The following is a 19,819-nucleotide window of genomic DNA, read 5'->3' on the forward strand; positions in this document are numbered from 1 at the left end:
AAATTCAAAAATATGAAGGAAAGGATCATCTCTGTAGACATCTTCAGGGGGCTTACCATCGCCCTGATGATACTCGTTAACACCCCTGGGACATGGGAATATGTGTTCCCCCCGCTCAGGCACGCCGATTGGCATGGTTATACCCCTACAGATCTGGTATTTCCGTTCTTCCTTTTTATCGTGGGGACCTCCATCGTATTTGCCTACAGGAACAAGGAACCCAATGCAGCAACGTATCGCAAGATCTCCATACGGACGTTAAAACTGATCGGGCTGGGCTTATTTCTCGGGGCTTTTACCCTCAGCTTCCCCTTTGTCAAGGATTTTGCTGAGATACGGTTTCCCGGGGTGCTTCAGCGAATCGGGGTTGTCTTTTTCTTTGCGGCTGTCCTTTACCTGAATGCGAACTGGAAGGCGCTCCTGGGGATATGCGTCGCCATCCTTGTCGGATACTGGATTTGGCTGGGCTTCGTTCCTTTTGACGGGGCAGCTCCCACCTTTGAACGCGCCCCGAACAACTGGGCCAATTATATAGACCTGCAGGTCTTTGGCACCCATATGTACAAAGACGATTACGACCCGGAAGGATTGCTGAGCACATTTCCTTCCATCGCCTCCTCTTTGCTGGGCATCTTTACGGGACTTATCCTGTTATCAAAGAGGCCCAAAAAAGAAGTGCTATTGCTTGCCCTAGGGGCTGCTATGGTGGTATTGGGTTACCTGTGGGATCTGGCATTTCCCATCAACAAAGCCCTGTGGTCCAGCAGTTTTGTACTTGTGACCGCCGGGTGGGCCAATATCGTCTTGGCACTGATCTATTATCTCACAGACGTAAAAGGAATACAATTCGGCAGCATCTTCAAATACACAGGTGCGAATGCAATCACGGTCTACTTCCTCTCCAGTTTTATTACCAAGATCTTCTACTCTGTTGAGGTAGCAGACGGGATGTCCCTGCATGGTTGGTTGTACGAGAAGATCTTTGTTCACTCCTTCCTTTCAGGCGAGATGTCCTCCCTCCTGTATGGATTAGCCGTAGTGAGTTTCTATTTGTTACTGGCCTGGTGGATGTATCGCCGAAAGATATTTATTAAAGTCTGAGGTATTCTCCTTACAGGATCCCGGATGCATCAATGGGCATCGTGGCGGGAAAAAGCCCATTTGAGGAAGTCGGGAAAGATCCTTGACCAGGTGGGCAGGTCGTGCTTTCCCCCTTCAACTTCCACATAGGTGATCTGCCCGGGCCGGGTATACCCTTTGAGTTCCAATTCTTTGATCAGGTCCAGGGTATCGTCAATGGAATCGATGATACCATTGTGGTTGCGGTCTGCCTTTTCATCCAGCGTGCCGCACTGGAACCAGAAGGAGAGGTGAGGGGAGAAGGCCCCTTCCTTGACCATATCCAGGACGATCCGGCTGCGGTCCTCGGGATCTTTTTTAGAGTAAGGCTTTTTCCGCCACCAGAAGGACCCGCTGAATACCGCTGCCTTACCGAACAGATCCGGGTGATTGAACACGATATCGAAGGCGGATAATCCACCCAGGGACATCCCGCAATAGACCCACTCCTGTCCGGAGGGGGAGGCTCTGAATTCCTTTTTTAAAAAGGGAATGAATTCTTCTGTGACAAAGCTGGTATACGATCTGGCGTTGTCACCCCTGCCTTTATAATCTGCTGTACAGGCGGTGCCGTAATCGCGCATTCTGTTTTCATCTGTTTCCAGGCCCACATACAGGAAGGGGTTTACGTTCCTGCTGCCATAGGCTGCCGTCAGAATCTTTTCGAGTCCGAGAGCTGTGTAGTCCTGCCCGTCATTCATCAGCAAAACGGGAAAGTCCTTGGCCCCTTTACGGAAAGAGGGGGGTGCGATAAGCCTGAAATGCACCTTTCTTTGCAGATATCGGGAGGAAAAGGAACCTTTGAGGCTTATGTGGTCTACATGTAGAATCATCGGGTCATTCTAAAGGGGGCAAGTATAAGGAATCCCTTGAATTTTAGCGGGGTATAACCGAAAATAAAATACCTTTGCCCGGTTAAATTTATTGGTAAACTTAGAAATTTAGGTTACATTATCCCATGGCTTCTGTACAGTATATTCAGTACTATTCCCATACCCTTGAACGGAACATCAACCTGGAGATCACCGGTCATTGGGGATATCCCATTCTGATGTTCCCGTCTTCCTATGGCAGTTTTACCCAGAACAACGATTTCGGACTTAATGGTTCGGTAATGAATTTTGTGGAGGAAGGCCGGATCAAACTCTATAATGTGGAGACCATAGACGGACTTACCTTCTATGCGGAGAACATGTCCTCTGAGATGAAGATTCACAACTACGAATTGTACATGCAATTCCTGAAAAATGAGCTAATTCCTTATATTCAGCGGGAATGCAATACCCACAGGATTGGGGTTGCAGGGGTGAGTTTTGGAGGGTACCACGCCGGGAATACTGCTTTCAGGTTCCCAGACCTGGTCTCACACCTCTTCTCCATGTCCGGGGTTTTCAATATTCGTAACTTTGTACCCCTTTCGGATGATATGAGGATCTATTTCAACTGTCCGGATGAATTCATGCGAAATGAGGAGGGCTGGAAATATCAGCATATGAACATCGTGCTGAGCACATCCGACTGGGACAGTTGTAAGCCCAAGAACGAGCATATGGCGGGGATCCTCCAATCTAAAGGGATCCCTTACTGGTACGACGAAAAAAAATGGATTGAGCATGACTGGCCTTTGTGGAAGATGGTATTTCCGGAATACATCGGCCGATATTTTTAATCGAATTAAACATTACATAAGATGATCAAAAAAGTTGGAATTTTATTTGGAATGGAAGACACTTTCCCCTGGGCCTTTATCGACAAGGTGAACGAGCTGGGGAACGGCAAGGTGGTGGCTGAACCCGTCCTGATCGACAAGGTTCAGCAGGGGATAGACTATGGGTACCACGTGATCATTGACAGGATCTCCCAGGAAGTACCCTTTTACAGGGCCTACCTGAAGAATGCATCCCTGATGGGAACCTGTGTGATCAACAACCCCTTCTGGTGGAGTGCTGATGAAAAATTCTTTAACAACTGCCTGGCTATGCAGATCGGGGTCCCTGTGCCTAAAACGGTTCTCTTGCCTTCCAAACACAGGCCAGATGACACCACGGAGAGGTCATTCAGAAACCTGAAGGCTCCACTGGACTGGGAGTATATCTTCAATTATATAGGCTTTCCAGCCTATATGAAACCCCACTCAGGTGGAGGGTGGAAAAGTGTATACAAAGTGAACGATCCGGACGACCTCTTCGCCAAGCACGGGGAGACCGAGCAACTGGTCATGATGCTGCAGGAGGAGATCGTCTTTGAAGATTATTACAGGGTGTACTGCCTTGGGCAGAAATACGTGCATATCATGCCCTATGAACCCAGGAACGAGTTTCACCTCAGATATGTGACAGAGCCCAAGACCACCGGTGCAGAGCATCAGAAACTGATGAAGACCATCCATGACTATACCATCAAGTTGAACAAGGCCCTGGGGTATGATTTCAATACGGTGGAATTTGCCGTAAGAAACGGGATCCCCTATGCCATTGATTTCTGTAACCCGGCCCCCGATGCAGATGTGCACTCCGTAGGAGAAGGGAATTTCAGATGGATCGTGGAACACGCGGCTAAGCTCGCGGTTGAAAAGGCCCTGGAGCACAAGGAGAAGAAGAACAACAGTTCCTGGGGTACCTTTGTTAAAGATTGCGTGGCCCCCGCTGCGGTAAAGGCTCCGAAGTCATCCTTAAAATCAGCCGCAGAGGTAAAGAAGTCGGCCGTCAAGAAGACACCGGTAAAACCGGCCAGGACCAAAGTTACGCCCGCCAAGACCACGGCTGCCAAGACCACCAAGAAAACGACTGGGAAGAAGGAGAGCCCCAAGCCAAAAACGAGTCCAAAAAAGAAGAAATAAAGCCATAAATAACCCGACATGAAAAAGTTCACCCTCGGCATTGAAGAGGAATTCCAGATCCTGGACAGCGAGACCTATACCCTCAGGTCCCATATGTCAAAGATCCTCGAAGGGGGGAAGGTTTTCCTGAAGGAGCGGATCAAGGAGGAGATGCACCAGGCCGTGATCGAGATGGGGACGAATATCTGCGAGAATATCAACCAGGCCAGGGACGAGGTATCTTATCTTAGGCAACAGGTCATAGAGCTGGCCGCCAAAGAAGGCCTGAAAGTAGGAGCCGCCGGAACGCACCCGTTTTCCAACTGGAGCGATCAGCCCATCACACCCAATCCCCGGTATGACGAACTCATAGCGGAGATGAAGGACGTAGCCCGTTCCAACCTCATTTTCGGGCTGCACGTCCACGTGGGGATCCCGAGCAGGGAAGAGGGCTTGCAGATCATGAACATCGCCCGGTATTTTCTCCCCCACCTCTATGCATTATCTACCAATTCCCCCTTTTGGGAAGGGCGGGATACAGGATTTAAATCTTTCCGGTCCAAGATCTTCGACAAGTTCCCCCGTACGGGAATACCCCCTTATTTTGCCAGTGTGGGGGAGTATGACAAGTTTGTGGAAGTGCTGGTCAAGACCAACTGTATTGACAACGGGAAGAAGATCTGGTGGGACATCAGGCTGCACCCCTTCTACCCGACGGTGGAGTTTCGGGTATGCGATATGGTGATGACCGTGGATGAGGTGACCTGTATTGCGGCCCTGATGCAGTGTATCATAGCCAAGTTGCATAAATTGCACCAGAAGAACCAGAGCTTCAGGTCCTATCGCAGGGTACTGATCAACGAGAACAAATGGAGGGCCGCCCGCTGGGGGATAGAGGCCAAACTCATCGATTTCGGGAAAGAGGAAGAAGTGCCATTTAAGACCCTGATCAATGAACTACTCGACTTTGTCGAAGATGTGGTGGACGAACTGGGCTGCAGAACAGAAGTGAATTACGTCTACCAGATGTTGGAACAAGGGTCCGGGGCGGATAGGCAACTCAAAGTATTCAACGAGACCAACGACCTGAAGGAAGTGGTCAAGTACATAGTGGAAGAGACAGGGAAAGGCCTGTGATCATTAAAAACCAAGTCTTATTTATCTCCGCTTTCCGGGAGGAACAAACAACAAGTATACATGCATCCAACATATAAAATCGCCATTCTCGACATGAATGCGGGTCAGCCCAATGAGGGTATGCGCTGCATTAAGATGCTGGTCCAACAGTTTTTAGAACGGGATGATATTCAGGGAAGTTTTGAGATCTTCGATGTAAGGGTACAACACGAAGTACCCGAGGTGGAGGACTTCGATATATTCATAGCTTCCGGGGGGCCTGATTCCCCGAAGCCGGTTGGTGAAAAATGGGAAAAGAAGTTCTACCGATTCCTGGATTCCATATATGACCACAACCTGCTGGAGGAAAACAAGAAATACCTCTTCTTGATCTGCCATTCCTTCCAGATAGCCTGTCTGCACTGGAAACTCGCCAAGATCAAAAGGCGGAAATCCACAGCTTTTGGGATCATGCCGGTCCACAAGACCAAGAAAGGCAAGGAGGAATTCCTGCTCGAGGGCCTGCACAACCCTTTCTATGCCGTGGATTCCAGGGACTACCAGGTGGTAAAGCCCAGAAAGAAACGCCTTAAAAGTTTGGGGTGCAAGGTGTTGTGCAAAGAAAAGAAAAGGCCTCACGTACCCCTCGAACGGGCGGTGATGGCGATACGATTCTCCCCCGAGATCTTTGGGGTGCAGTTCCACCCCGAAGCAGATTCAGAGGGGATGATGCGCTATTTCCAGAGGCCGGATAAACGAGCTCATATCATCAAGCACCACGGGAAGAAGAAATACGAGGACATGATGATCCACCTGGATGATGACGATAAGATCCTGATGACCAACCGGACCATCATTCCCCGTTTCCTGCAACAGGCGGCAGACGCCATTGACCATCAAACCCCAGTATCCGTATGATTTCCAAGGTAAGAGAACGCTTTAACTCAGGCTTCAGGGACGCTTATTACGAAGGGCTTCAAAAGGAAGTGCTCAAGACCTTCGGAGAGCCCTGCCCTTTCCGGATCTCGGAGACCCCTGTGTTTATTGACAGGGAGATGAAGGGGAAAGTGTTCGATGCCTGTGATGCCATACTCCGGCAACTGGACGATCTCGATTTTGAGGCGGTAAGGCAGCGATTCATGCCTAAACAACTGCATTCTCCTACTCCTGTGGGCAACCCGCATTTTTTGGGGATCGATTTTGGGATCTGCGAGGATGAACACGGAAATCTGAGTCCGCAATTGATAGAACTGCAGGCTTTTCCCTCCCTCTTCTTTTATCAACCCTTTCTGGCCAAGGCCTATCTGAACAATTATCCCAATATCCCGGTGGATGACTTCCACTATTTTCTGGGGGGGCATACCGAAAAATCTTATTTGGAGGCCCTGCGGGAAGTGATTTTAGGGGATGAAGCCGCGGAAAATGTGATCCTGATGGAAATATTCCCGGAAGCTCAAAAGACGAGGATCGATTTCTGGGCTACCCAACAAGCCCTGGGGATAGAGGTGGTTTGTATGACCAAGGTCATCAAGGAAGGCAAGCGGTTGTACTATGAGAAGGAAGGCCGAAAGATACAGATCCGCAGGATCTACAACCGTGTGATTTTTGACGACCTGTACCAGTTCAAGGACCTTAAGACGAGCTTCAACATTTTTGATGATCTGGAGGTGACCTGGATCACAAATCCAGACTGGTTCTTTATGATCTCCAAATGCATCATGCCGATGCTTTCCCATGAGAGCATCCCTGAGTCTTACTACCTGGATGAGGTGCCGCGAGACATCGATTTGAAACAGTATGTGCTTAAGCCCCTGTTCTCTTTTGCGGGGAAAGGGGTGAATCTGGAGCCCACCTGGGAGCTGCTCAATACGATCAAGGATATGAAGAACTACATGCTCCAGAAAAAGGTGAAGTATTCTCCCCTTATCAAGACCCTTACCGATCGGAATTCCCGGGTTGAATTGCGCATATTGTTTGTCAGGGATGAAAAAGAGGGCAGATTAAAGCCGGTGATCAACCTTACCCGGATGGGTAAAGGCGGGATGATCAATGTCTCTCACAACACCAATGATACCTGGATAGGTTCTTCCATCAGTTTTTTCGAAAAATAGATTCCGGAAACCCCCTTTGGGTTATTTCCCCAGGAGTCGGGCTACATATTTCCCGATGACGTCGAATTCCAGGTTTACCCTGCTTCCTACCTCGTACTGCTGGAACCGGGTGTGTTCATAGGTATAAGGAATGATGGCCACACTAAAACGGTCTTCTTCTGAATCGACCACGGTAAGGCTGACTCCGTCTACGGTAATCGATCCTTTCTCAATGGTCACATGCCCCCTGGAAGGGGTATAGGTAAAGGTAAAATACCAGCTCCCGTCCTTCTGCTCGATCTTTGTGCACACAGCGGTAGTGTCTACATGTCCCTGCACGATATGCCCGTCGAGGCGGGTTCCCAGGATCATCGCCCGTTCCAGGTTTACACGGTCCCCTCTAGCGAGATCGCCGAGGGTCGACTTGAGGAGGGTCTCTTCTACAGCCGTAACGGTGTATTCCTTTCCCTCAATCCCTACAACCGTCAGGCAGACACCATTGTGGGCCACACTCTGGTCGATCTTCAGTTCCGGGGTGATCTCGGCTGCGATCGTAAGGTGGAGATTGCTCCCTTCCTTTTTTCGATCTCTGACCTCCCCGAGGGTTTCAATGATTCCGGTAAACATGGTACATGAATTTTAAAAAAGAGGTTTTTTCCCTTACGGAACGCCCCGGATATCTTATTTTTGAATCAAATAAATGCGGTCTGCAAGGGGCTTTTCCAAGGCTTCAAAGGTAAGGCAAAGTACAGAGATATGAAGAAGGAAAGTGCGAATATTAGAGTGGGGATCTCCGTGGGAGACCTCAATGGGATAGGGTGTGAAGTGATCCTGAAGACCTTTGAGGACAGCAGGATGCTGGAGTTGTGCACTCCCATCATTTTCGCCTCCAACAAGACCATCACCCAGCAAAAGAACGACCTGGGAATGGATATCACCTTTAACGGGGTAGACCAGGCAGCTCATGCCATAGACGGAAAGATCAACGTGGTCAATGTATGGAAGGAAACCCCGAACATCCAGTATGGGGTCTCTACCCCTGAGGCAGGGAAGTACGCTATCCGTTCCCTGAAAGCAGCGGTAAAGGCCCTCAAGGATGAGGAGATAGACCTGTTGGTCACCGCACCCATCAATAAGAAGAACATACAGTCAGACGAATTTAACTTCCCCGGGCATACGGATTATCTGGCCCGGGAACTCGGAGGGGAAAGCCTGATGTTCATGGTCACGGATACCCTTAAAGTCGGGCTGCTCACAGACCATGTGGCTGTAAAGGATGTGGTCAGCAATATCAACAGAAAATTGATCAGGGAAAAGATCGAGATCATTGAAAAGAGCCTGAAAATGGATTTTGCCATTCGCAGGCCCAGGATCGCCATGCTGGGGATCAATCCCCACAGTGGGGATGACGGGGTGATCGGCAAGGAAGATGACGAGGTGCTCAGGCCAGTCATCAGGGAAATGGCCGACAAAGGAAGATTGATCTTTGGCCCCTACGCGGCCGATAGTTTTTTCGGCTCAGATACATACAAACAATTCGACGCTATCCTGGCCGCCTATCACGACCAGGGACTGATCCCGTTCAAGACCTTATCCTTCGGGATGGGGGTGAACTTTACAGCCGGACTCAGCAGGGTGAGGACCTCCCCCGATCACGGGACCGCTTATGAAATAGCCGGGAAAGGGAAAGCAGACGCGGGATCCTTCAAGGAAGCCGTGTTCAAGGGAATAGAGATCTACAGGAACCGGATGGAATACGAGGAGATCAGCAGAAACCCCCTCAAGAGGCAGAAAGTCAAGGCCACATAGGGAACAGTCTGGATTTCGGGATATTTGTGCGTGGAATGGCCCGAAATAATTGAGAAATTGATTTGCTATTGGCAAAAAAAAAGTATCTTTGCACGCCTTAAACGATTGTACACAATGACAACGCATAAGGAATTTAATATTCCTTTTTCAGGACTGAAGGTAGGGGCGCACACGTTTGAGTATCAAATTAATAATACGTTCTTTGAGTCTTTTGAGTATTTTGAGTTCAACGAAACGGATATCGTTGTTAAGGTCTTGTTCAACAAGATGAGTACGGTGATGGAACTGGAAATGGAGGCAAATGGAACGGTAAACGTCGCCTGCGACCTCACAAATGAGCCTTTTGATCAGGAAGTGACAGCGGGCCTGTCCCTGGTGGTAAAGTTCGGGGATACCTACAACGATGAGGATGATGAGATCCTGGTGATCCCTCACGGGGAACACCAGTTCAATATCGCACAGTATGTCTATGAGATGCTGGTCCTCGCCGTACCACAAAAAAGGGTACATCCCGGGGTAAAAGACGGGTCCCTCAAATCCGATGCACTGAAAAAACTCGAGGAATTACAACCAAAGGAATCAAAGGCTGATAAAGACAATACGGATCCCAGGTGGGATGCTTTAAAAAATTTACTAACGGATAAATAAGTTTCGCGATGGCACATCCAAAGAGGAAAACCTCCAAAACCAGAAGAGACAAGAGAAGGACACATTATAAGGCCGTAGCCCCAACCCTGGCCAAGGACCCTACTACAGGGGAAATGCATTTGTACCACAGAGCCCACTGGCACGAAGGTAAGTTGTATTATCGCGGTCAGGTGCTGATCGATAAGGCTGAGGAAGCCACAGCTTAAGTCCCCTCAAAACGGATAAGACTCCCATTGTGACAAATGGGAGTTTTTTTATGGCCCTACGGGAGCTGGTTAAAAACCCACGCTTTTGGCGGAAAGTCACAAAAAATCATTATTTTTCACAACTTTTGGAGCATTTTTGGAGGTTTCCGATAAAAAACGCTTGACAGCATGACCAAAATTACAGCAGCGATCACAGCTGTGGGGGCTTACGTACCAGACTACAGGTTGACCAATGAGATCCTTGAGACCATGGTGGATACCACAGACGAATGGATCACTACCCGCACCGGGATCAAGGAGAGAAGGATTCTGAAGGACAAGGACAAGGGAACTTCCTATCTGGCGATCAAGGCTGCCGAGAACCTCCTTGAGAAATCCGGGGTAGACCCAGCCGAAATAGATCTGGTATTGCTGGGAACGGCCACCCCAGATCTGCCAGTGGCGTCCACAGCTGTCTACGTGGCTACGAAGATCGGCGCCGTGAACGCCTTTGCTTATGACATACAGGCGGCTTGCTCGAATTTCCTATATGGCATGTCGACGGCAGCCAGGTATATTGAATCTGGAAAGTACAAAAAAGTGCTCTTAATCGGAGCCGATAAAATGTCCTCTATTCTGGACTATACAGACAGGACCACCTGTATCATCTTTGGTGATGGAGGCGGAGCGGTCTTATTTGAACCAAATACAGAAGGTTACGGGCTGCTGGATGAATACCTGAGGTCTGATGGAACGGGCCGGGAATTCCTCAAGATCGAGGCAGGAGGCTCCCTCCTTCCCCCGACTGAGGAAACCATCAGGAACAAGCAGCACTATGTGTATCAGGATGGGAAGTCTGTTTTTAAGTTTGCCGTATCCAATATGGCCGATGTAGCCGCGCGGATCATGGAAAGGAACAACCTCACGCACAACGATGTGCAGTGGCTGGTCCCTCACCAGGCCAATAAGCGCATCATCGATGCCACGGCCAATCGCATGGAACTTGAACCCTCAAAGGTCATGATGAACATACAGAGGTACGGGAACACCACATCGGCTACCCTTCCTTTATTGCTGAGTGATTATGAAAAAGAGTTGAAAAAAGGGGACAACCTGGTATTCGCTGCCTTTGGCGGGGGATTCACCTGGGGGTCCATTTACCTGAAATGGGCTTATAATTAAACGAGAACTAATCAAATACGAATTCCATGGACATCAAAGAAATTCAAAGTTTAATCAAGTTTGTGGCCAAGTCCGGAGCCAGTGAGGTGAAACTGGAAACGGATGATATCAAGATCACAATCAGAACAGGTCCGGCAGGCTCCGGTGGGGAAACCACATATATACAGCAGCTCCCTGCTGCCGTAGCCCCTTCTCCGGCACCGCAGGCTCCCGCCGCAGCCCCTGCCCCGGCAGGCGATGCTGCTCCGGCAAAGAAAGAAGAGGATTCCAAGTACGTCACGATCAAATCGCCCATTATCGGAACCTTCTACAGAAAACCGTCTCCTGATAAACCTGCTTTCGTGGAAGTAGGCGACAATATTGCCGTTGGGGATGTGCTTTGCGTGATCGAGGCCATGAAATTGTTCAACGACATCGAATCTGAAGTGTCCGGAAAGATCGTGAAGGTCCTGGTGGAGGATTCTTCACCGGTTGAGTTTGACCAACCTCTTTTCCTGGTAGACCCGTCCTAGTACTTAATAAGCGACTCCTGGGAAATTCCACTTTGGCAGCTATTGTCTGTTCAGGGGTCATATAAACGTAGGTAAATATGTTTAAGAAAATACTTATTGCAAACAGAGGAGAGATTGCCCTCAGGATCATTCGTACCTGCAAGGAGATGGGGATCAAGACCGTGGCGGTGTATTCCAAGGCGGATGAGGAAAGCCTGCATGTTCGATTTGCAGATGAAGCCGTCTGTATTGGACCGGCTCCCAGCAGCGAATCTTACCTGAAGATCCCGAATATCATTGCGGCTGCTGAGATCACCAATGCAGATGCAATACACCCGGGTTACGGTTTCCTCTCGGAAAACTCTAAATTCTCCAGGATCTGTGCGGAACACGACATCAAGTTCATCGGTGCCACCGGGGAACAGATCGACAAGATGGGCGACAAGGCCACTGCCAAGGAAACCATGAAGAAGGCTGGGGTGCCTTGTGTGCCGGGCTCTGAAGGAATTCTCAAGGATGTGGCCGATGCGAAAAAAACCGCCAAAAAGGTAGGCTATCCCGTGATGATCAAAGCTACCGCCGGGGGCGGGGGTAAAGGAATGCGGGCCGTCTGGAAGGAAGAGGACATGGAAGCAGCCTTTAACAGTGCGGTAAAAGAAGCCACCGCGGCTTTTGGCAACGGGGGGATGTACATGGAAAAACTCATTGAAGAACCCCGCCATATCGAGATACAGGTGGTTGGTGACCAGTTTGGAAAAGCCTGTCACCTATCGGAGAGGGATTGTTCTATTCAGAGGCGCCATCAGAAACTGACCGAGGAAACCCCTTCTCCTTTTATGACGGATAAGCTCCGGGAGGAAATGGGAAAAGCCGCTATCAAAGCGGCCGAATTCATCAAATACGAAGGGGCAGGGACCATAGAGTTTCTCGTAGACAAACACCGCAAGTTCTATTTTATGGAGATGAATACCCGGATTCAGGTAGAACATCCCATAACCGAACAGGTGGTGGACTATGACCTGATCCGGGAACAGATCCTGGTGGCAGGAGGAGTCCCTATCTCGGGGAAGAACTATTATCCTAAACTGCACTCCATCGAATGCAGGATCAATGCAGAAGACCCGTACAACGGTTTCAGGCCATCCCCCGGTAAGATCACAACCCTGCATACCCCCGGAGGTCACGGAATCCGGCTCGACACTCACGTGTACAGCGGGTATACCATCCCGCCCAACTACGATTCCATGATCGCCAAACTGATCACCACGGCCCAGACCAGGGAAGAGGCGATCAACAAGATGAGGCGCGCCCTGGACGAGTTTGTGATCGAGGGAATCAAAACGACCATCCCTTTCCACAGACAGTTAATGGACCACCCGGATTATATCGCAGGGAATTACACCACTAAATTCATGGAAGGATTCAAGATGAATCCGGAAGCAGAAAACAACTAACTTGAACTCCGGCTTTGTCCGGAGTTTTTTATAAGGATGCACCTCAGTCACTGGGAATACGATACTTGGTTTAAAGGGGTCGATTTTACGATCGTTGGCAGTGGGATTGTCGGGCTTTCCTGCGCGCTTGAACTGAGGAGTAAATATCCAGAGGCAAAGATCCTGATCCTCGAAAAAGGCATCCTTCCCCAGGGAGCCAGCACCAAAAACGCCGGTTTTGCTTGTTTTGGGAGCCTGTCGGAGATCCTGGATGACCTCAGAAACCACACCCCTGAGGAGGTGGTTGAACTGGTCCGGCGTCGTTATGAAGGGATCCAACTGCTGAGGTCCACCCTGGGAGACGCTGCCATGGATTATCACCAACATGGCGGGCATGAGCTTTTCCTGAAACGAGACCTTGCCCTTTTTGAGGAATGCGAGAAAGAACTCGAGAAGATCAATTCACTGCTACGGCCTGTATTCGGTCGGTCGGCATTTAAAAAGAACCCCAACTCCTTTGGTTTTCGCGAGATCGGATCTTTTGTCATCACCAATGAGCTCGAAGGGCAGATCCATACCGGGATGATGATGAATGCTCTCCTTAACAAGGTACAGGCTTCGGGGACCCTGATCCTCAATGCGACCGAGGTCTTACGCTTCGAAGAAGGTCCGGAAGGGGTAGAGGTTGTTACCCGGAGTACGAATTTCGAGACGAAAAATCTATTGATAGCCACCAACGGATTCGCTGCGAAATGGGTGGATGATGTCCAACCGGCGCGTGCGCAAGTGCTTATCACCAAGCCCATTGACGGCCTCTCTTTCAGAGGGACCTTCCACCTGGACAAAGGTTATTACTACTTCAGGAACGTTGGGGACAGGATCCTCCTGGGAGGAGGCCGGAACCTCGATTTTAAAGGGGAGGAGACCGAAGAATTCGGCCTTACAGACAAGATACAGGATCAACTGGTTTCCCTGCTCAAGGAGGTCATCCTCCCCGGAACGCCTTTTGAGATCGATCGCAGATGGAGTGGGATCATGGGTACCGGACCTATGAAAAAACCCATCCTCGAAAGAAGATCAGACCGGGTGGCTTTTGGGGTGCGCCTGGGCGGGATGGGGATCGCCATAGGCAGTAATGTAGGCAGGGAACTGGCCCGAATCCTGTAGAAAAAGGAGAATGGAAACCGGGGAAACCGTCCCGGGTCTCTGGAAATATGTATTTTAGAGATCATTACTAATCACTCCGCGAAAGAAGGTGGAAATACTTTATTTGATCATAGCGGTTATCTGTATCGTCCTGTTGACCACACGGCTGAAGGTACATCCCTTCCTTGCCCTGCTGGTGATCTCCATCGCTTATGGAATCTTTGCAGGAATGCCTTTCGATAAAATTACCCTGGCCATAAACGAAGGGTTTGGAGGAACCCTTGGAAAGATCGGGCTTATCATCGTCCTGGGGGTCATCATTGGGGCATTCCTGGAACATACGGGGGGAGCGCGGACCATCGCGATGAAGGTACTCGGCCTGATCGGCAAAAAACGCATTCCCCTGGCCATGGGGGCCATCGGTTATATCGTATCCATTCCCGTCTTCGCCGACAGTGGCTTTATGTTGCTCCACCCCCTCAACAAAGGGTTGAGCAAAAAAGCAGGAATCTCCCTGGCCGGTGCGGCTATTGCCCTGGGCCTGGGACTGATGGCCTCCCATACCATGGTGCCACCCACACCTGGTCCGATTGCGGCAGCCGGTATCCTGCAGGCCAACCTGGGACTCGTCATTGCCCTGGGGATTCCCGTTAGCCTCGTTGCCCTTACGGCGGGAATTATCTTCGCGACCCGATACGCATCCCGAACGTATATCGATCCCGGCTCCGAAGCAGATCAGACGGAAGCAGAGGCTCAGGCGGAAGCGGATGCCCCTGGTTTCTGGAGGTCGTCCCTCCCTATTGTAGTCCCCATCTTACTCATCGTCCTGAAGTCCGTCCTTTCTACTGGGGCAGCGGATCGAACTTCCTGGATCATCGATGGGATCAACTTTGTGGGGGAACCCGTGATCGCCCTTCTCATAGGAGTGTTCCTATGCCTTTTCCTGCCCAAGAAATTGCACCTGGATATGCTTTCCTCAGGAGGTTGGGTGGGAAAGGCCATTAAGGATGCGGCATCCATTCTGATGATCACAGGTGCCGGGGGTATTTTTGGAACGGTCCTGCAAATGTCTGGGATTGCGGAATTGCTCGGTCTCGCATTAAAAGACCTGAACATGGGGATCTTTTTGCCATTTATCCTGGCAGCTGCACTTAAGACGGCACAGGGGTCTTCCACCGTAGCCCTGGTTACCACAGCTTCTATCCTGGCCCCGATGATGTCTTCCCTAGGCTACGATTCTGAGATACAAAAAGCCCTCGTGGTCGTGGCCATCGGATCTGGATCGGCCATGGTCTCCCATGCCAACGACAGCTTTTTCTGGGTGGTCACCCAAATGAGCGGGATGAATGTGAAGACGGGTTACAGGTTATTCGGCCTGGGCACCTCGGTTCTAGGGATCACCGGGGCCCTCGCGGTCTTCCTCGCCTCCCTGATCCTGACCTAGGGAAGTTCTCTCAGGCGTTTATTGATCGTTTCTATAGATACGTTCAGGTACACCTTAGAACCGATTTTCAGTTCTTTTTCGGAATGGAAGAAGACCCTGCCGTTCTCTGTATCCCCTTCCATCAGAAAATATCCTCCCATGGGATACACTTTCTTCACTTTCGTTTTTAGTCCGGAAGAATTGGCCACCTTGAATTCATGGGCGTAAACGATGATGTCCCGCTTGGCGTCACCATAGGGTTTCAACAAGGTGATGGGCAGGGTATTGGCCTCACCGAACAGGCTCGCAACATAGAAATTGGAGGGGGATTCATACACTTTCTTAGTACCTCCATCTACCACAAGTGCCTTGTCTTTCAGGACCAGGATGCGGTCCGTGAAGGGCAGGACATCCTGATGATCGTGGGTAGCCGTAAGACAGGTGATCTTTTCGTCCTTCAGGTATTGAAAAAGGTTGCGTCTCAGGCTGTTTTTCCTGAAGTTGTCTATATGGCTAAAAGGTTCATCCAGCAGCAGCAGATCGGGTTTCTGCGCCAGGACCCTGGCGAGGGCAACCTTTTGCTGTTGGCCTCCGCTGAGGTTCTTCACCTTGGTCTGTGCGTCCTTGGTCATTTCAATCATCTCCAGCAGTTCATGAGTCCTTTCCTTCAGTTGCTTAGGGTAGAATACGGAGAGGTACTGGCTGATATTCTCGGCTACCGTGGTATAAGGCATAAGGTCGAATTCCTGTGACAGGTACTTCATATAGGATTCACCAGGCACCAGTTTGTACAAGGGGCCTCTCACCATCTCGTCATTCCACAGGATCTGTCCCCGGGAGGGGGTCAGCAACCCATAGATCAGTTTCAGGAGGGTGCTCTTGCCACAGCCGCTTTCACCCATCACGGCAATATGCTCCCCTTTGTCCACGACAAAGGACAGTTCTTCCAGCACGTCGGCTGTTTGGTAAGCGAAGGAGAGATTGTCTACTCGAAGCATAGTTGGTGTCTGGTGAACATGCAAAAAATCCGTCTCTAAAGAAACGGATTTTTAGGTCTTCTGGTCAGGTTCAGTCCTTAAATTCCTTCAGCACCATCTGGTTGGGGAGTTCATCATATCCCATATTGTAGAAGGTAAAGGCAAAGATATCTGCGTATTCCTCTATGGTCTTGCTGATCGGCTTGCCGGCTCCGTGTCCTGCATTGGTCTCTATCCGGATCAGGGTAGGATTCTCGCCGGTTTGTTTTTCCTGTAGGGTGGCTGCAAATTTAAAACTGTGAGCCGGTACGACCCTGTCATCATGGTCCCCGGTGGTCACCAGGGTAGCCGGATAGTTTACCCCTTCCTTTACATTGTGGACAGGGGAGTATCCCTTCAGGTACTCGAACATTTCCGGGCTGTCTTCCGAAGTACCGTAGTCATAGGCCCATCCTGCTCCTGCCGTAAAGGTGTGGTACCTGAGCATGTCCAGTACGCCTACAGCTGGCAGGGCCACCCGCATCAGGTCGGGTCGTTGCGTCATCGTTGCCCCTACCAGGAGGCCTCCGTTAGATCCGCCCCGTATGGCCAGGAAATCTGAAGAGGTGTAATTGTTTGCGATCAGATATTCCCCGGCGGCTATAAAGTCGTCAAAGACATTCTGTTTTTGCATCTTGGTGCCGGCGTCATGCCATTTCTTTCCGTATTCGCCACCTCCTCTTAAGTTGGGAACGGCATAGACCCCTCCCTGTTCCATCCAGATGGCGTTCACCACACTGAAAGAGGGCGTCAGGCTGATATTGAAACCACCGTATCCGTAGAGGATGGTCGGGTTCTTTCCGTTGAGTTCCAGGCCTTTCTTGTAGGTGATGATCATCGGCACCTTGGTCCCGTCCTTGGAGGTGTAGAACACCTGTGTAGACTCGTAATCGGCCGGATTGAAGTCGATCTCGGGCTTCCAGTAAACCTCGTATTCCCCATTCCCGGGATCGAATTTGTAGATAGAACTCGGGGTATTGTAGTTGGTGAAAGAAAAGTAAAGGGTTTCTTCCTCTTTTTTACCGCCAAAACCTCCGGCACTTCCTATCCCGGGCAATTCCACTTCCCTAATGAGTTTCCCACTGTAGTCGTACTGCATCACTTTGGAGATGGCGTCGACCATATATTCTGCAAAGAGGTAACCCCCACCTGTATTGGTGCTGAGCACATGCTCGGTATCCGGGATGAGATCCTTCCATTGATCCGGGGTAGGATTGGAAGCATCCACCGTAACCACCTTCTCATTGGGGGCATTCCTGTTGGTCTGTATAAATAGGGTGGAACCCTCGTTGTCTATCACATAGCTGTCAGAATCCGTATCGTCCAGAACCGTGACAAACAGGGCGTTCGGATCGGTCAGGTCCCGGATCAGCATCTTATTCCCGGAGGTGGTGGTCCTGGGATAGAGGATAAGGTAGCGCTCATCTTCGGTCACGCTGGCCGAAATATACCTGTGTTTTTCTGGTAGGACCCCACCATAGATCAGTTCATCCTGGGCTTGTTTGGTTCCCAGCTTATGGTAATACACCTTGTGCTGGTCGGTCTTGGCAGACAACTCGCTTCCTTTGGGCTTGTCATAGCTGGAGTAGTAAAATCCTTCCTTCCCTTTCCAGGCGATCCCGCTGAATTTTATGTCGGTCAGGGTGTCTTCCAGGATCTCCATGGAGTTCACATCGAGGACGATAGCCTTACGCCAGTCACTCCCGCCCTCGGAGATCAGGTAGGCAGCCAGGGATCCGTCCTTACTGAAGCTCAGGCCCGCCAGGGAGGTGGTACCGTCTTCGGAAAAGGTATTGGGGTCGAGGAAGACCTCTTCTTCCCCTCCCTCTTTTTTCCTGTATACCACGCTTTGGTTCTGCAGCCCGTCGTTTTTATAATAATAAGTGTAATCGCCTTCCTTGAAGGGGGCACTGACCTTTTCGTAATTCCAGAGTTTTTCCAGCCTGTCTTTCAGTTCTCCCCTGAAGGGGATCTGCTCCAGGTAGCCAAAAGTAACCTCGTTCTGGGCCTTAACCCAGGCTTCCGTCTCCGGGCTCATGTCGTCTTCCAGCCATCGGAAGGGATCGGGAACATCTACCCCAAAATAGGTATCTGTGCTGTCCGCTTTTTCAGTTTGAGGATAATTCACGGCGATTCGGTCTGCTTTGTTTTCTTTCTTACAGGCCACAAAGGTAGTCAGTGCGGCGAGGACAAAGGCGATTTTCTTCATAGGGTTCAAAAATTTTTTGACCCCTAAAAATACCTCAATTTCTCCTGGGAGAGGAAGACTCCTGGCCTTTTTAACAGAATTTAAACAACCTTTCCGGCGAGCAGGTTTTTACTGACCAGATACTCTGCGATCTGAATGGCATTCGTGGCCGCGCCTTTCCTGAGATTATCAGCAACGATCCACATATTCAAAGAGTTAGGCAGGGTCTCATCCCTGCGTATTCTGCCTACAAAGACCTCGTCTTTGTTGTGGGCATACAGGGGCATGGGATAGGTGTTGGTGTCCGGATTGTCCTGAACGACGACCCCGGGGGTCTCACTGAGCAGTGTTCTCACCTCGCGGAGGTCAAAATCCCTTTCGAAGGTCACGTTGACGGATTCCGAGTGTCCCCCGGAGGTAGGGATCCTGACGGCCGTGGCTGTCACTGCAAAGCTGTCGTCTCCAAGGATCTTTCGGGGTTCCCTGGCGAGTTTCATCTCCTCTTTGGTATAACCATTATCGAGGAAGACATCGCAGTGAGGCAGGGCATTTCTGTGGATGGCATAGGGATAGGCCATCTCTGCCCTGATCCCAGCCATTTCATTTTCCATCTGTTGGACGGCTTTTACCCCCGTACCGCTTACGGACTGGTAGGTGGAGACCACCACCCTTTTCATCCTGTAGGCCTTGTGAAGAGGAGCTAGGACCATAACCAATTGAATGGTCGAGCAGTTGGGGTTGGCTATAATCTTATCTTTCTCGGAGAGCACATGGGCATTGATCTCCGGAACCACGAGTTTGATGGCAGGGTCCATGCGCCACGCAGAGGAATTGTCTACCACGGTGGTGCCCACCTCGGCAAAACGCGGTGCCCATTGAAGGGAGGTTTCCCCTCCTGCCGAGAAAATAGCCAGGTCCGGTTTGGCCGCGACGGCTTCCTCCAGCGTGATCACCGTATGCGGCTCTCCTTTGTACATCAGGGTCTTGCCTTTCGACCTTTCGGAGGCGACCACCAATAGTTCCGAGATCGGGAAATTTCGTTCGGCCAGGACATTGAGCATCACTTCGCCAACCATGCCCGTGGCACCGACAACCGCTACTTTCATTAGGTTCTATTTAAGTTGGTCCAAAGGTAAAGGAAACCCGGATAGAGTA

General features: G+C 50.4%; 19 protein-coding genes. 14 read left to right on the forward strand and 5 right to left on the reverse strand.

Annotation, left to right across the window (positions count from 1 at the left end; all coding sequences use genetic code 11):
- The first annotated feature begins 12 nt into the window (after positions 1–12).
- The gene (locus GWK09_RS06030) at positions 13–1,101 is read left to right on the forward strand and encodes an acyltransferase family protein (protein WP_163692088.1); all 1,089 of its coding nucleotides are present in this window, start codon (positions 13–15) and stop codon (positions 1,099–1,101) included.
- A gap of 29 nt (positions 1,102–1,130) precedes the next feature.
- On the opposite strand, the gene GWK09_RS06035 is transcribed toward GWK09_RS06030, so the two are convergent.
- Positions 1,131–1,952, reverse strand: a complete 822-nt coding sequence (locus GWK09_RS06035; RefSeq protein WP_163692089.1) for an alpha/beta hydrolase — start codon at positions 1,950–1,952, stop codon at positions 1,131–1,133.
- A gap of 125 nt (positions 1,953–2,077) precedes the next feature.
- On the opposite strand from GWK09_RS06035, the gene GWK09_RS06040 reads away from it, so the two are divergent.
- The 5 genes from GWK09_RS06040 to GWK09_RS06060 are packed head-to-tail and all read left to right on the forward strand — an operon-like array spanning position 2,078 to position 7,164.
- Positions 2,078–2,788, forward strand: a complete 711-nt coding sequence (locus GWK09_RS06040) for an alpha/beta hydrolase-fold protein (protein ID WP_163692090.1) — start codon at positions 2,078–2,080, stop codon at positions 2,786–2,788.
- Positions 2,789–2,809: 21 nt separating this feature from the next.
- Complete coding sequence (locus GWK09_RS06045; RefSeq protein WP_163692091.1) at positions 2,810–3,958, forward strand: ATP-grasp domain-containing protein; 1,149 nt, start codon at positions 2,810–2,812, stop codon at positions 3,956–3,958.
- 18 nt (positions 3,959–3,976) lie between these two features.
- Positions 3,977–5,074: a carboxylate-amine ligase gene (locus GWK09_RS06050; RefSeq protein ID WP_163692092.1), complete on the forward strand. Its 1,098-nt coding sequence runs from the start codon at positions 3,977–3,979 to the stop codon at positions 5,072–5,074.
- A 60-nt stretch (positions 5,075–5,134) separates the two neighbouring features.
- Positions 5,135–5,971 (forward strand): type 1 glutamine amidotransferase, encoded by an 837-nt coding sequence (locus GWK09_RS06055; RefSeq protein WP_163692093.1) that lies wholly within the window; start codon positions 5,135–5,137, stop codon positions 5,969–5,971.
- A complete protein-coding gene (locus tag GWK09_RS06060; RefSeq protein WP_163692094.1) occupies positions 5,968–7,164 on the forward strand; it encodes a hypothetical protein in 1,197 nt (398 codons plus the stop codon). Before GWK09_RS06055 ends, GWK09_RS06060 begins: the two co-directional genes overlap by 4 nt.
- A 21-nt stretch (positions 7,165–7,185) precedes the next feature.
- Here GWK09_RS06060 and GWK09_RS06065 read toward each other — a convergent pair whose 3' ends face one another.
- A complete protein-coding gene (locus GWK09_RS06065) occupies positions 7,186–7,770 on the reverse strand; it encodes a riboflavin synthase (protein ID WP_163692095.1) in 585 nt (194 codons plus the stop codon).
- Positions 7,771–7,899: 129 nt separating this feature from the next.
- Here GWK09_RS06065 and pdxA point away from each other — a divergent pair, with 129 nt between their 5' ends.
- The 8 genes from pdxA (at position 7,900) to GWK09_RS06105 (ending at position 15,481) form a co-directional block, all read left to right on the forward strand.
- Positions 7,900–8,952 carry a 4-hydroxythreonine-4-phosphate dehydrogenase PdxA gene (gene pdxA / locus GWK09_RS06070; RefSeq protein WP_163692096.1) on the forward strand — a complete coding sequence of 351 codons (1,053 nt, stop codon included), beginning with the start codon at positions 7,900–7,902 and terminating at the stop codon, positions 8,950–8,952.
- A 114-nt stretch (positions 8,953–9,066) separates the two neighbouring features.
- Positions 9,067–9,600 (forward strand): YceD family protein, encoded by a 534-nt coding sequence (locus GWK09_RS06075; protein WP_163692097.1) that lies wholly within the window; start codon positions 9,067–9,069, stop codon positions 9,598–9,600.
- Positions 9,601–9,608: 8 nt separating this feature from the next.
- Complete coding sequence (gene rpmF / locus GWK09_RS06080; protein WP_163692098.1) at positions 9,609–9,806, forward strand: 50S ribosomal protein L32; 198 nt, start codon at positions 9,609–9,611, stop codon at positions 9,804–9,806.
- 168 nt (positions 9,807–9,974) lie between these two features.
- Entirely contained in the window at positions 9,975–10,967 is a 993-nt protein-coding gene (locus tag GWK09_RS06085; protein WP_163692099.1) for a beta-ketoacyl-ACP synthase III, read from the forward strand.
- A 26-nt stretch (positions 10,968–10,993) separates the two neighbouring features.
- Entirely contained in the window at positions 10,994–11,479 is a 486-nt protein-coding gene (gene accB / locus GWK09_RS06090; RefSeq protein WP_163692100.1) for an acetyl-CoA carboxylase biotin carboxyl carrier protein, read from the forward strand.
- A 77-nt stretch (positions 11,480–11,556) separates the two neighbouring features.
- Entirely contained in the window at positions 11,557–12,912 is a 1,356-nt protein-coding gene (gene accC, locus GWK09_RS06095; protein WP_163692101.1) for an acetyl-CoA carboxylase biotin carboxylase subunit, read from the forward strand.
- A 36-nt stretch (positions 12,913–12,948) separates the two neighbouring features.
- Positions 12,949–14,058 (forward strand): NAD(P)/FAD-dependent oxidoreductase, encoded by a 1,110-nt coding sequence (locus GWK09_RS06100; protein WP_163692102.1) that lies wholly within the window; start codon positions 12,949–12,951, stop codon positions 14,056–14,058.
- An 88-nt stretch (positions 14,059–14,146) separates the two neighbouring features.
- Entirely contained in the window at positions 14,147–15,481 is a 1,335-nt protein-coding gene (locus tag GWK09_RS06105; protein WP_163692103.1) for a GntP family permease, read from the forward strand.
- Here the strand turns inward: GWK09_RS06105 and GWK09_RS06110 are convergent.
- The 3 genes from GWK09_RS06110 to GWK09_RS06120 all read right to left on the reverse strand — a co-directional run bounded on the left by GWK09_RS06110 (position 15,478) and on the right by GWK09_RS06120 (position 19,770).
- Entirely contained in the window at positions 15,478–16,458 is a 981-nt protein-coding gene (locus GWK09_RS06110; RefSeq protein WP_163692104.1) for a sulfate/molybdate ABC transporter ATP-binding protein, read from the reverse strand. The genes GWK09_RS06105 and GWK09_RS06110 overlap by 4 nt on opposite strands.
- Positions 16,459–16,528: 70 nt before the next feature.
- Positions 16,529–18,685, reverse strand: coding sequence for a prolyl oligopeptidase family serine peptidase (locus GWK09_RS06115; RefSeq protein ID WP_163692105.1), 2,157 nt, complete (start codon positions 18,683–18,685; stop codon positions 16,529–16,531).
- 80 nt (positions 18,686–18,765) lie between these two features.
- Positions 18,766–19,770: an aspartate-semialdehyde dehydrogenase gene (locus tag GWK09_RS06120; RefSeq protein ID WP_163692106.1), complete on the reverse strand. Its 1,005-nt coding sequence runs from the start codon at positions 19,768–19,770 to the stop codon at positions 18,766–18,768.
- Positions 19,771–19,819 lie beyond the last annotated feature (49 nt).

The sequence above is a fragment of the Muriicola jejuensis genome (assembly GCF_010671595.1).
In the GTDB taxonomy this organism is placed as follows: Bacteria; Bacteroidota; Bacteroidia; order Flavobacteriales; family Flavobacteriaceae; genus Muriicola; species Muriicola jejuensis.